Origin of the sequence: Streptomyces sp. NBC_01439, from assembly GCF_036227605.1 — a bacterium.
GTDB lineage: Bacteria > Actinomycetota > Actinomycetes > Streptomycetales > Streptomycetaceae > Streptomyces.
Genome location: NZ_CP109487.1, coordinates 3,820,537 through 3,832,828, shown reverse-complemented (window position 1 = coordinate 3,832,828; position 12,292 = coordinate 3,820,537). Strand labels below are relative to the sequence as shown.

13 protein-coding genes are annotated in these 12,292 nt (G+C 69.9%); 8 read left to right on the top strand and 5 right to left on the bottom strand.

Features of this window, described 5'->3' with window-relative positions:
- Window positions 1-183: 183 nt before the first annotated feature.
- Together OG207_RS16660 and OG207_RS16655 are read right to left on the bottom strand one after the other, a co-directional pair.
- Window positions 184-801: an SMI1/KNR4 family protein gene (locus OG207_RS16660; RefSeq protein ID WP_329099319.1), complete on the bottom strand. Its 618-nt coding sequence runs from the start codon at window positions 799-801 to the stop codon at window positions 184-186.
- 59 nt (window positions 802-860) lie between these two features.
- Window positions 861-1,235: a DUF192 domain-containing protein gene (locus tag OG207_RS16655; RefSeq protein ID WP_329099318.1), complete on the bottom strand. Its 375-nt coding sequence runs from the start codon at window positions 1,233-1,235 to the stop codon at window positions 861-863.
- 93 nt (window positions 1,236-1,328) lie between these two features.
- Here OG207_RS16655 and OG207_RS16650 point away from each other — a divergent pair, with 93 nt between their 5' ends.
- Window positions 1,329-2,102 (top strand): A24 family peptidase, encoded by a 774-nt coding sequence (locus OG207_RS16650; RefSeq protein WP_329099317.1) that lies wholly within the window; start codon window positions 1,329-1,331, stop codon window positions 2,100-2,102.
- A gap of 142 nt (window positions 2,103-2,244) precedes the next feature.
- On the opposite strand, the gene mgrA is transcribed toward OG207_RS16650, so the two are convergent.
- A complete protein-coding gene (gene mgrA / locus OG207_RS16645) occupies window positions 2,245-3,282 on the bottom strand; it encodes an L-glyceraldehyde 3-phosphate reductase (RefSeq protein WP_329099316.1) in 1,038 nt (345 codons plus the stop codon).
- Window positions 3,283-3,411: 129 nt separating this feature from the next.
- Here mgrA and OG207_RS16640 point away from each other — a divergent pair, with 129 nt between their 5' ends.
- From OG207_RS16640 to OG207_RS16615, 6 genes are all read left to right on the top strand, one after another.
- Window positions 3,412-4,173 carry an isoprenyl transferase gene (locus OG207_RS16640; protein ID WP_030011184.1) on the top strand — a complete coding sequence of 254 codons (762 nt, stop codon included), beginning with the start codon at window positions 3,412-3,414 and terminating at the stop codon, window positions 4,171-4,173.
- 322 nt (window positions 4,174-4,495) lie between these two features.
- Window positions 4,496-5,812, top strand: coding sequence for a PhoH family protein (locus OG207_RS16635; RefSeq protein WP_030011185.1), 1,317 nt, complete (start codon window positions 4,496-4,498; stop codon window positions 5,810-5,812).
- 414 nt (window positions 5,813-6,226) lie between these two features.
- On the top strand, window positions 6,227-6,943 hold the full coding sequence (locus tag OG207_RS16630) for a transglycosylase SLT domain-containing protein (RefSeq protein ID WP_329099315.1): 717 nt from the start codon (window positions 6,227-6,229) through the stop codon (window positions 6,941-6,943).
- A 134-nt stretch (window positions 6,944-7,077) separates the two neighbouring features.
- The gene (locus tag OG207_RS16625; RefSeq protein WP_329099314.1) at window positions 7,078-8,463 is read left to right on the top strand and encodes an AI-2E family transporter; all 1,386 of its coding nucleotides are present in this window, start codon (window positions 7,078-7,080) and stop codon (window positions 8,461-8,463) included.
- 103 nt (window positions 8,464-8,566) lie between these two features.
- The gene (locus tag OG207_RS16620; protein WP_329099313.1) at window positions 8,567-9,271 is read left to right on the top strand and encodes a hypothetical protein; all 705 of its coding nucleotides are present in this window, start codon (window positions 8,567-8,569) and stop codon (window positions 9,269-9,271) included.
- 9 nt (window positions 9,272-9,280) lie between these two features.
- A complete protein-coding gene (locus tag OG207_RS16615) occupies window positions 9,281-9,982 on the top strand; it encodes a hypothetical protein (RefSeq protein ID WP_329099311.1) in 702 nt (233 codons plus the stop codon).
- A 60-nt stretch (window positions 9,983-10,042) separates the two neighbouring features.
- On the opposite strand, the gene OG207_RS16610 is transcribed toward OG207_RS16615, so the two are convergent.
- Together OG207_RS16610 and OG207_RS16605 are read right to left on the bottom strand one after the other, a co-directional pair.
- Entirely contained in the window at window positions 10,043-10,579 is a 537-nt protein-coding gene (locus OG207_RS16610) for an alkyl hydroperoxide reductase (protein ID WP_329099310.1), read from the bottom strand.
- 3 nt (window positions 10,580-10,582) lie between these two features.
- Window positions 10,583-11,137: a peroxiredoxin gene (locus tag OG207_RS16605; protein ID WP_329099309.1), complete on the bottom strand. Its 555-nt coding sequence runs from the start codon at window positions 11,135-11,137 to the stop codon at window positions 10,583-10,585.
- Between the two features lie 136 nt (window positions 11,138-11,273).
- Here OG207_RS16605 and OG207_RS16600 point away from each other — a divergent pair, with 136 nt between their 5' ends.
- A complete protein-coding gene (locus OG207_RS16600) occupies window positions 11,274-12,221 on the top strand; it encodes a hydrogen peroxide-inducible genes activator (RefSeq protein WP_030010672.1) in 948 nt (315 codons plus the stop codon).
- The last annotated feature ends 71 nt before the right edge of the window (window positions 12,222-12,292 follow it).

The following is a 12,292-nucleotide window of genomic DNA, read 5'->3' as shown; positions in this document are numbered from 1 at the left end:
GGAGGGGTGGTTGATTCCATTGGGGGCGTACTTGTGGTCAATGCTCCAACTGGGGCTTTTCGCAATAGTGTTTTCCGATATGCGATCCAAATACTGGACGCGCGTAGACATGCCGAAAAGCCCGTTTCCGGTCTCGGAACGGGCTCTGTGGGCTCTGCGTGTTCTGCGGGGTCCGCGCGCCGGCTAGTCGGCGAACTCGCCCGCGTACGGGTCGGGCTCGCCCGTCTCCGGGTTGCGGCCCTCCTGCCAGCGCCGCTGGGCCTTGCGCCAGTGCACGAAGCTGAGGTGGCCGCCGTCCCAGAAGGTGATGCTGACGGGGCTCACGTCGAACTCGTCGGAGCACAGCCGGTAGAGGAACTCGGCCATGCCGTACGGATACACCGCAAAGGAATCGGCGGTGTGCCGCCCGCAGACCAGGACCGGCCACCGGTCCGGGTCGGGGTCGGTGGTGAGCCAGCACAGGATGTCCGACCCGCCGGTGACGCCCCAAGCGATGATCGACTCGGGATCCACGTCGAAGGCGGAGCGGCCGCCCTCCGCCTCCCAGGTCTGGCGGGCGTTGTCGGTCTCCTCGACCATCCCGGCCGGGTCCCACTGGAGTCCGGGCTTGGGCAGCGGCAACAGGATGCTGGCCTCGCCGTTGATGGAGCCCGCGCCGAAGCGGCCCATGAACGCGATGAAATCGGCCGGGAACCGGGTCCCCCAGACGGCCTCCACCGCCGGCCAGTCGATGTCCTCGTCGGCGCCGTGCGTCGCCGGCATGATCTGCTCCAGCGCCTTGATCCGCGCGTTCTCCGTCATGCCGCTCCCCTGATGCCCCAGCTCAACCGCCCCAACCTACTGCCAGCGAGGGGCCTCGCCTAGCGGGGAGTGAGACGCCCTGGTACGTCCATCTTGATGAGGGTTCCGGCCTGCAGGCCCCACCGCGCCATGGCCCCGGCCGCCGACTCCAGGACGTGCCGGGAGCGCAGCCGCGGCAGCCCGAGCCGGCCCGGCGCCATGGTGACCACGGCGAGCACGCCGAGGTCGCGGTCGAGGTACGCCACGTCGATCGCGAACCGCATCCGGAAGGTGTGCACGCTCGCCGCGGGGGTCAGCAGCATCGCGCCGTCGATCCCGTCCCGCCCGAGCAGCCCGCGGGTCCGCGCCCCGTACGAGGCGGCGACCTCCAGCGGGATCTCCGTGGGGTCCGCGCCCACCAGCAGGGTGCCGTTGCCGTCACGCCAGTTCGCCATGGCGGCCAGCCTAGGCCGGAACGGTGTGCCGCTGCGCGGACCGCTCCCGGCCCCGCCCCGCGCCGCCGCACCCGTCGGCGCTACCGTCGCCGCATGGGTGTCGCCCTGATCGTTCTCGCCGCCGGATACGGCGCCGCCGCGGGATGGCTGCTGCCGCGTGCCGCGTACCGGTTCTCCGTCGAGCCGGGGGAGCCCTGGCGCTACCGCTGCCCGCAGGGGCACCGGCTGCGCGGCTGGCTCGGACCGGCCCGCTGCGGGGTTCTTGCGGAGGTCGTCGTGCAGGATCCCGGCGGCCGGCCCCCCGAGTCCGCCGCGCCGCACGTCTACGGGAGGCGCGCCGCCCCCCTCGCGGCCCTCGTCGGGGCGCTCTGCGCCCTGCTCGGGGCTACCGTCGGGGCGCGGCCCGAGCTGGTGGCCTACGTGGGGCTCGCCCCGGTGGTCGTGCTGCTCTCGCTCGTGGACCGCGCCGTGCACCGGCTGCCGGACGTACTGACCCTGCCGCTCGCCGCCGCGGTCGCCGCCGGGCTCGGCGCGGCCGCCCTCCTGCCCCGCGCCGGAGGCGACTGGCGGCTCTCCCTGCTGGGCGGCGGCGCGCTCGGAGCGGCGTACCTGCTGCTCCATCTGATCAACCCCGCCGGAATGGGCTTCGGCGACGTCAAGCTGGCGCTCTCACTGGGGGTCGCTCTTGGGTGGTACGGGTGGGGGGTATGGTCCGCCGGGGCCTTCCTCGGCCTGCTCTACGGGGCCCTGTACGGGCTGGTCCTGTTGCTGCGCGGCCCCGACGAGCGGAATCAGGGCTACGCGTTCGGCCCCTTCATGGCGGCCGGAGCACTCACCGGAGTGCTGCTGGGTGGTTTCGGAGCGTAATCATCGTGCGCCAATGCACGCAGCATGCTTTACGAAGGGTTATGGTGGAACCCCCCCCTCGGGCCGGTCCGTATCCCCCCCACGGACCGGCCCGTTTTTTGTTTTCCGGCTCCCCGGCCGCGCTGCGCGACAAAAGCGCAGGTCAGCCGCGTTGGGCCCAGATGTTGGTGCCGGGGGTGGAGACGGCGAGGGAGTCGATCTCCTTCAACTCGTCCTCCCCGAGCGGCGCGGACGCCAGCGCGGCCACGTTCTCCTCCAGCTGCGGCACGCTCGACGCGCCGATCAGGGCCGAGGTCATCCGGTCGTCGCGGAGCACCCACTTGAGGGCCAGCTGGGCGAGGGACTGCCCGCGGCGGGCCGCGATCTCGTTCAGACCGGTCAGTCGGCGGAGCACCTCGTCCGAGAGCAGGTCCGGGTTCAGGGACTTGCCCTGAGCGGCCCGCGAGTCCGCCGGGATGCCCTTCAGGTACTTGCCGGTCAGCATCCCCTGCGCGAGCGGCGCGAAGGAGATGCAGCCCATGCCGGCGTCCTCCAGGGTGTCCAGCAGCCCGTCCTCCTCCGTCCAGCGGTTGATCATGGAGTAGGAGGGCTGGTGGATGAGCGGGCGCACGCCCATTTCGCGCAGGATCCGTACGGCCTCGGTCGTCTGCTCCGCCGTGTAGGAGGAGACGCCCACGTACAGGGCCTTGCCCTGCTGGACCGCGGACGCGAGGGCGCCCATGGTCTCCTCCAGCGGGGTCTCCGGGTCGAAGCGGTGCGAGTAGAAGATGTCGACGTAGTCCACGCCCATCCGCTTGAGCGAGGCGTCGAGCGAGCTGAGCAGGTACTTGCGACTGCCCCACTCGCCGTACGGCCCGGGGTGCATCAGGTAGCCGGCCTTGGTCGACAGGATCAGCTCGTCCCGGTAGGACGCGAAGTCCTGCGAAAAGATCTTGCCGAAATTCAGCTCGGCCGAGCCGGGCGGCGGGCCGTAGTTGTTCGCCAGGTCGAAGTGGGTGATGCCGAGGTCGAAGGCCCGGCGGAGGATCGCCCGCTGGGACTCCAGGGACCTGTCGTCGCCGAAGTTGTGCCAGAGGCCGAGGGAGATGGCGGGGAGCTTGAGGCCGCTGTGGCCGGTGCGCCGGTACTCCATGGAGTCGTAGCGCGAGGGCTCTGCCCGATAGGGATTGGTATCAGTCACGTTGTCCTCCCTATCACGGAGTTGTGACAGACCGAGTTGGGTACCCGATCCCACCGCGCAGTAATGTGGCGGACTCGGGGGAGGGACCGCATTTCGCACGGGGGCAAGGCACGGAGGGGCTGGAAGATCGTGAAGTTGCGCGACCTGGTGTACAGGCTTTACGCACGCCGGGTGGAAGGCCGCCTCGACCATGACGCGGCGCCCAAGCACATCGGCGTCATCCTGGACGGGAACCGCCGTTGGGCGAAGGCGTCCGGAGGGACGACGGAGCAGGGCCACCAGGCCGGCGCCGACAAGATCTCCGAGATGCTGGGCTGGTGCACCGAGACGGACGTCGAGGTCGTCACCCTGTGGATGCTCTCCACGGACAACCTGGACCGGCCGGAGGTCGAGCTCCGCCCGCTGCTCAACATCATCGAGAACACCGTGCGGGGCCTCGCCGCGGACGGCCGCTGGCGCGTCCATCACGTCGGCAACCTCGACATCCTGCCCGCCCGGACGCAGAACGTGCTCAAGGAGGCCGAGCAGGCCACCCACGACGTCGACGGAATACTGGTCAACGTCGCCGTCGGCTACGGCGGCCGCCAGGAGATCGCCGACGCGGTGCGCTCGCTGCTGCTGGAGCACGCGCGCAAGGGCACCTCTTTCGAGGAGCTCGCCGAGATCCTCGACATCGACCACATCGCCGAGCACCTCTACACGCGCGGCCAGCCGGACCCGGACCTCGTCATCCGCACCAGCGGCGAACAGCGGCTGTCCGGATTCATGCTCTGGCAGAGCGCGCACAGCGAGTACTACTTCTGCGAAGTCTTCTGGCCGGCCTTCCGCAAGGTCGACTTCCTGCGGGCCCTGCGCGACTACGCGGCCCGTCACCGGCGCTACGGGACCTGAGTCACCGTAGGGGGTTTTTCGCCCCCCGGGTCCCGACGCCCCCTCCCCTCGAAGCCTTCACCAGGGATTCACCGAGCGTCCGTCATATGCCATGGCATGGCCTGGCTTGTTCGGGGAATATCCCTTTCAGGTCGACGCCCGATCCACGGGTGTCGAGTCTCAGCGGACGGCATGGGGTCGTCCGCCCGGGAGGCCCTTTGCACCAGGACGCACGTGCGGCTCGCACGGACGGAGTGGAGGGCCGGAAATCGGCCCTGGCATGGGTGCCGATGACCGGTCCGGTCTTCATGGCCCGACCTCTTCCGAGGGGGTACGTCCTTCCGTGGTGACCAGCACAAAGAGCCGCCTGCCCGACAGGCGGACCTACGTCCTCGACACCAGCGTCCTGCTGGCAGACCCCAATGCGATCTCCCGCTTCGACGAGCACGAGGTCGTGCTCCCGATCGTGGTGATCACCGAGCTGGAGGCAAAGAGGCACCATCCCGAACTCGGTTACTTCGCGCGCCAGGCCCTGCGCCTGCTCGACGACTTCCGGGTTCGCAACGGTCGCCTGGACGCCCCCATCCCGCTGGGCGATCTGGGCGGCACCCTGCGCGTCGAGCTCAACCACTCCGACACGAGCGTCCTGCCCGCCGGCTTCAGGTTGGGGGACAACGACTCGCGGATCCTCGCGGTCGCCCGCAACCTCCAGGCCGAGGGCTACGACGTCACGGTGGTCTCGAAGGATCTCCCACTGCGCATCAAGGCCTCCTCCGTGGGGCTGATCGCCGAGGAGTACCGCGCGGAGCTCGCGATCACCGATGCCGGCTGGACGGGCATGAGCGACCTCGCGCTCTCCGGGGAGCAGGTGGACCTCCTCTACTCGGAGGACCGTCTCTACGTGCCGGAGGCCGCGGAACTGCCCGTGCACACCGGACTGGTCCTGCAGTCCGAGCGCGGCAAGGCCCTCGGCCGGGTCACGGCGGACGGCAACGTCAGGCTCGTACGCGGCGACCGCGAGGCCTTCGGACTGCACGGCCGCAGCGCCGAGCAGCGGATCGCGCTGGACCTCCTCCTCGACCCCGAGATCGGGATCATCTCGATGGGCGGCCGGGCCGGCACCGGAAAGTCGGCGCTGGCGCTGTGCGCGGGACTGGAAGCGGTCCTGGAGCGCAGGCAGCACCAGAAGGTGATGGTCTTCCGGCCGCTGTACGCGGTGGGCGGCCAGGACCTCGGCTACCTGCCCGGGGACGCCTCCGAGAAGATGAGCCCCTGGGCGCAGGCGGTCTTCGACACCCTCTCGGCGGTCGCCGGGCGCGAGGTCATCGAGGAGGTGCTGAACCGCGGGATGCTGGAGGTCCTGCCGCTCACGCACATCCGCGGTCGTTCGCTGCACGACGCCTTCGTGATCGTGGACGAGGCGCAGTCGCTGGAGCGCAATGTCCTGCTGACCGTTCTGTCCCGGATCGGGGCCAATTCGCGGGTCGTTCTGACCCACGATGTCGCCCAGCGGGACAACCTGCGGGTCGGTCGGTACGACGGAGTGGTCGCCGTGGTCGAGAAGTTGAAGGGCCACCCGCTCTTCGCCCACATCACGCTGACGCGCTCGGAGCGCTCCCCGATCGCCGCGCTGGTGACCGAGATGCTGGAGAACCTCTGAGGGTCGTACCGGTCAAAACCCCCATAGCGGGAAGGTGAGTTGGCGCCGTCCGGCAAAGGCCCGAAAGCCTAGCCGGGCGGCGTCGTGTTGCACAGGACTTTTCTCGAATCGGCGGCGACATGCCAGGTGTGATCTTTCACACGCAGTGGAGAATTGCCTTGCGGTGTGGCGTTCCGGCAGAGTCTGGTTTCCGTCAGGCCCCGCATACGGCATACCTGTATCTCCCGTGAGGTACGCGCAGCACCACAACTCCACAGCCGTTCGCCGTATGCCGCCCGGAGCTACACGCGGCAGTCCCCGCAAGGGGGTTGCCCACGGGCCCGCGCCTCCAGTGACCGTAGAACCACGGAGGCCAGTGTCGAGGGCACTTTTGCGCCCGCGCGGTCACTGCGGACGCTGCTGGAAGGACACCGTGTGAGCCGGATCTCGGTCCGGGGGTTCGCCGTGGCTTCGGCCACCGCGGTCACCACCGTCGGCGCAGTCGTAGGCGTTGCCACCGGCGACCCCACGAACGATCTCGAGACGACCGCGTCCGGCGCGACTCTCCTTGCCGACATCCCGGTCGGCGACCAGGCAGAGGTCCAGAGCGCGTCCCTGACGCAGCAGGCCGATGCCATCGCCCACGCCGCGGATGCCGACACCAAGCGTTCCGTCGAGGAGGCCGCGCGCGTCCAGGCCGCCGAGGACGCCAAGGCCAAGAAGGCCGAGGCCGAGAAGGCCAAGGAGAAGGCCGACGCCGAGGCCGAGGCCAAGCTGAAGAAGGAACGCGAGGAGAAGGAGCAGGTCGCGAGCCGCTCCGCCGCCCGCGACGCCGGGGACTTCGCTCCCCAGAGCTCCTACACGGTCGCCCAGGTCAAGGCCATTGCCCAGCAGATGGTCCCGGCCGGGCAGTTCCAGTGCTTCTCGAACATCATCAACCAGGAATCCACCTGGAACTACAAGGCCGTCAACTCGTCCTCGGGCGCCTACGGTCTGGTCCAGGCGCTGCCCGGTTCGAAGATGGCCTCGGCCGGTGCGGACTGGCGTACCAACCCCGCCACGCAGATCAAGTGGGGCTTGAACTACATGGAAGACCGCTACGGCAGCCCCTGCAGCGCCTGGAGCTTCCACCAGGCCAACGGCTGGTACTAGGCGGCCCGCGCCACCGCGAGCGCCGCAGCACCGCACAACCCGGGGGAGCCCCGCACCGTTCTACGGTGCGGGGCTCCTCGCGTGTACGGTCTTCGAGGTGAGCCCGTAGACCGGGGGCGGGGGAAGGAAGCGACATGGCGATGAAGGAAGGCTGGCTCGGCCGGCTCGGGAACAAGCTGAACCGGATGGAGGCGCGGCTCAACGAGCGGCGCGCCGAGGTCGAAGCCGAGACCAGCGGCGACCTGCCGCATCCTGCCGGGCCCGGACGGGTACCGGCCGCCGAGGCGTCCGCCGTGCTGACCGTTCCCGCGCCGCCCACCGTCCCGCCCCGGGTTCCCGCGCCCCATGTCGCCGCCCCAGCCGTTCCCGTGCGCCCCGACCCGGCGAGCGTCGTCCCCTGGGGGATGCGCGTGGCCGCCGAGGCCAGTTGGCGGCTGCTGCTGCTCGCCGGGATGCTCTGGGTGCTGATGAAGGTGATCAGCGAAGTCCGCCTGGTCGTCCTCGCCTTCGCCGCCGCCATGCTCGTCACCGCGATGCTCCAGCCCTTCGTGGTCCGGCTGCGCAGACTGGGCCTGCCGCGCGGACTGGCCACGGCCGTCACGGCGATCCTCGGCTTCGTGGTCATCGGGCTCGTCGGCTGGTTCGTGGTCTGGCAGGTCATGGAGAACCTCGACGACCTCTCCGACCGGGTCCGCGACGGCATCAACGAGCTCAAGCTCTGGGCACTGGACAGTCCGTTCCACGTGACCGAGAAGCAGATCAACGACATCGCGAAGAACCTCAGCGAGACCATCGGCACCAATACCGAGCAGATCACCTCCGCCGGCCTGCAGGGCGTGACGGTGCTCGTCGAGGTCCTCACGGGCATCCTGCTCGCGATGTTCTCCACGCTCTTCCTGCTCTACGACGGCAAGCGCATCTGGAACTGGGCGCTGGGTCTGGTCCCCTCCGCCGCCCGGGCCGGTGTCGCCGGCGCTGGTCCGCGCGCCTGGCGCACCCTCACCGCCTACGTGCGCGGCACGGTGATCGTCGCCCTCATCGACGCCATCTTCATCGGCCTCGGCATCTACTTCCTGGACGTGCCGATGGCGGTGCCGCTGGCCGTCTTCATCTTCCTGTTCGCCTTCATCCCCCTGGTCGGCGCCGTGGTGTCGGGCGCCCTCGCGGTGGTCGTGGCGCTGGTGACCCAGGGCGTGTTCACCGCCCTGATGGTGCTGCTGGTGGTACTGGCGGTGCAGCAGATCGAGGGCCACGTGCTCCAGCCCTTCATCCTCGGCCGGGCCGTCCGGGTACACCCGCTCGCGGTGGTGCTCTCGGTCGCCGCCGGCGGCATGATCGCGGGCATCGGCGGAGCGGTCGTCGCGGTGCCGCTGGTGGCCGTCACCAACACGGTGGTGGGCTACCTGAAGGCGTACTCGCGCGAGCAGCACCACCTCGGATCCGGAATGATCGGCCCGGCCCCGCACGGTTCGACGGCCCTGAGCGTGGCTCCCGAGGGCGAGGGGCACGTCACACCCTGACCGTCCCCCGGAACCAGATGTTCCGGCGATCGGGGCTGCGATGATCGAGTTCATTCGCGTGCCGATGGCGTCGCGGAGGCAACAGCGACACGGGGGAACAGGCGTGATCACCGATCCGGAGCTCGACGAGGAATGGAAGACCGAGGCCCTGGAGCCGGCCCGGTCGGCGGAGCGAGCCCCGGCGCGCGAGCGGGCGACGGGCGGTCCGGGCCCGCGGTCGTGGCTGTGGGCGCTCGGCGGCGCCGTGGTCGCGTCCGCGGTGTGGGTCGGCGGGCTGTACGCCTTCGGGGACCGGACGGCCGAGCCGGAGATCTCCTACCGGGAACCGAAGAACCTGTGCCAGGACTTCAAGGCCCGGGCGCTGAGCGGGATCACCGGTGACATGCAGAAGAAGAAGCCGGTGAACCTCGAGAGCGACCACCCGGCCGTGTACACGGCGCGGTGCGGCCTGGAGAACGCCTGGAAGGACGAGGTGGACCCGGACTTCAACGTGATCGCCCAGGTCGCCCTGCACAAGAAGACCGATCCCTCGGCCGAGTTCGACGCGCCGGACCTGCGCACCATCGCCTACGCCGGCGGCGTGCGCACGGCAGCGGTGCCGGACCTCGGGGAGCGCGCCGTGATGAACGTGATGTCCGGCGACACCTGGCTGGTCCTCAAAGTCCTGGACGGCGGAGCGGTGTTCACCCTCGAAGCGGGCGCGAACACCTTCGCGGAGACGAACGGTCGACCGGCCACCGACGTCGACGCGGTCCAGGCGGCGATGATCGAGGACGTGCGCGAGCTGCTGGCGGCGCTGAAGAAGTAGGGGGCGGGAATGATCACGGAGCCGGAGTTAGACGGGGAGTGGGAGCCGGCCGGGCCGGCCGAGGTCGTGCAGGACGCCGTGGTGCCCGGGGCACGGGCGCCGCGCCGGCCCTGGCAGTGGGTGGCGGCGGCGGTGGTGGCCACCTCCGCGCTGTGGGCGGGCGGACTGTACGCCTTCGGGGACCGGACGGCCGAGCCGGAGATCCGCTACCGGGTCACGGACGACCTGTGCGGCCAGTTCAAGGCCACGGCCCTGGAAGGATTGCTGGGCGACCTATCGAACGCCGAACCGGGGGCGGGCATCCGGCATCCGGCGCTGGACTGGGCGTCGTGCACCCGCAACAGCGACAGGCCCGCCTCCAGCGGGAGCTTCTACACGACGGCCGGGATCGAACTGCACAAGAAGGCCGATCCGGCGGCCGAGTTCGCGCTCGACACCCCTCTCAGCCGGCTGTTCGTCCACGACGGCGCGTGGGAGTCGGTGCCAGGTCTAGGGGAGGAGGCCCTGGTCACCCCTCCCGAGAACGGTGACAGCCTCCATCTGCAGGTCCGTGACGGCGGCGCGGTGTTCACGATCGTCGTGGCTATCTACGGCGGGTCGGGCGAGTCCGACCCCCGGGTGGATCCGCTGCCGGACCCCAGCAGGGAGGACCTGGTGGCCGCGGCCGTCGAGGACGCCCGGGCGCTGATGGCCGCTCTGCGCAAGGGCTGACGACGCAGGCCCCGCGACCGTTTCCGGTCGCGGGGCCCTGCGTCTTCGTACGGGGTGCCGTTACTCGCCGGCGAGGGCGGCCTCGGCGTCGAGGGTGACGGCGACGGCCTGGATCACGGAGGCGATCTTGAAGGCCTCCTGGATCGTCTCGCGGTCGACGCCCGCCTTGCGCAGGACCTGCTCGTGCGAGTCCAGGCACTGGCCGCAGCCGTTGATCGCGGAGACCGCGAGCGACCACAGCTCGAAGTCGATCTTCTCCACGCCCGGGTTGCCGATGACGTTCATCCGCAGGCCCGCGCGCAGCGTGCCGTACTCCGGGTCGGAGAGCAGGTGCCGGGTGCGGTAGAAGACGTTGTTCATCCCCATGACCGCGGCGGCGGACTTGGCGGCGGTGTACGCCTCCGGCGAGAGGTTCGCCTTCGCCTCGGGCTCCAGCTCACGCAGGACGATGGCCGAGCGGGCGGCGATCGCGCAGGACAGGACGGTGCCCCACAGCTGCTGCTGCGGGAGGTCGCTGTTGCCGATGACCGAACCGAGGTTCAGCTTCAGGTCCTTGGCGAAGTCCGGTATGGCCGACTTCAGGGAGTCGAGGGACATCCGTCACTCACCGGCCAGCAGCGCGCCGGCGTCGATGGTGCTGTCACCCTTGTTCCAGTTGCACGGGCACAGCTCGTCGGTCTGCAGGGCGTCGAGGACCCGCAGGACCTCCTTGGGGTTACGGCCCACGGAACCGGCGGTCACCATCGAGAACTGGATCTCGTTGTTCGGGTCCACGATGAACACGGCGCGCATCGGGAGGCCGTCCTCGCCCAGGATGCCCAGCTCGGCCGACAGCTCGCGCTTGATGTCGGACATCATCGGGAAGGGCAGGTCACGCAGGTCGGCGTGGTCCTTGCGCCAGGCGTGGTGCACGTACTCGGAGTCGAGCGAGAAGCCGAGGACCTGCGCGTCGCGGTCGGCGAACTCATCGTTCAGCTTGCCGAAGGCGGCGATCTCGGTCGGGCACACGAAGGTGAAGTCCAGCGGCCACGCGAAGACGACCTTCCACTTGCCCTCGTAGGTCTTGTGGTCGATCTGCGTGAACTCGGCTCCGGCCTCGAGCGAGACACAGGCGGTCAGGTCGAAGGCGGGGAACTTGTCACCAACAGTGAGCACGCGCTCTCCTAATGCAGTGGAAAATAGACCCTTTTGGGGGTTTTCCGATGGGGTTGGACGTATCTCACATGCTGACACACCTGCATTGATTACAGAAATAGCTACTCTTGTGCCGGGTGATCGGAGGTACCTATCAGTGGCTGTCAGTAGTAGGGGAGCGAAGCAACCGACGCTCGCACAGCTGCGCGCCTTCGCCGCGGTCGCCGAGCACCTGCACTTCCGGGACGCCGCCGCGGCCATCGGCATGAGCCAGCCCGCGCTCTCCGGAGCCGTCTCCGCCCTCGAGGAGGCCCTCGGGGTGCAGCTGCTGGAGCGCACCACCCGCAAGGTGCTGCTCTCCCCGGCGGGCGAGCGGATCGCGGCGCGGGTCCAGGTGGTCCTGGACGCCATGGGCGGGCTGCTGGAAGAGGCCGAGGCGGTACGGGCTCCCTTCACCGGGGTGCTGCGGCTCGGGGTGATCCCCACGGTGGCGCCGTACCTGCTGCCGACCGTGCTCGGGCTGTTCCACCGGCGCTACCCGCGGATGGACCTCCAGGTGCACGAGGAGCAGACCGCCTCGCTGCTGGAGGGCCTCGGCGGCGGGCGCCTGGACCTGCTCCTGCTGGCGGTGCCGCTCGGGGTCCCGGGCGTGACCGAACTACCGGTCTTCGACGAGGACTTCGTCCTGCTCGCACCCCGGGAGCACGCGCTGGCCGGGCGCCGGGACATCCCGCTGGAGGAACTGCGCGGACTGCAGCTGTTGCTGCTCGACGAGGGGCACTGCCTGCGGGACCAGGCCCTCGACATCTGCCGGGAAGCGGGCCGCACGACCGGGGCGGACGTCACGACGACCGCCGCCGGCCTGTCCACCCTCGTACAACTGGTCGCCGGGGGACTGGGGGTGACGCTGTTGCCGCGCACCGCGCTGCGGCTGGAGACCGCCCGCAACGAGTACCTGTCCACCGGGTACTTCGCCGAGCCCGCCCCCTCCCGGCGGATCGCCTTGGCCATGCGCACCGGGACCGCCCGGCAGGAGGAGTTCAGGGCGATCGCCGCCGCGCTGCGCGAAGCCGTGCGCCCGCTCCCGGTCTGGCCCACCGACTAGGTCCTGTCGTCAAAGTAGCGCCGGTCAGGCCCGCGGCGTCCGGTGCCGTGCATCGCAAGGCGGAGGGGCGC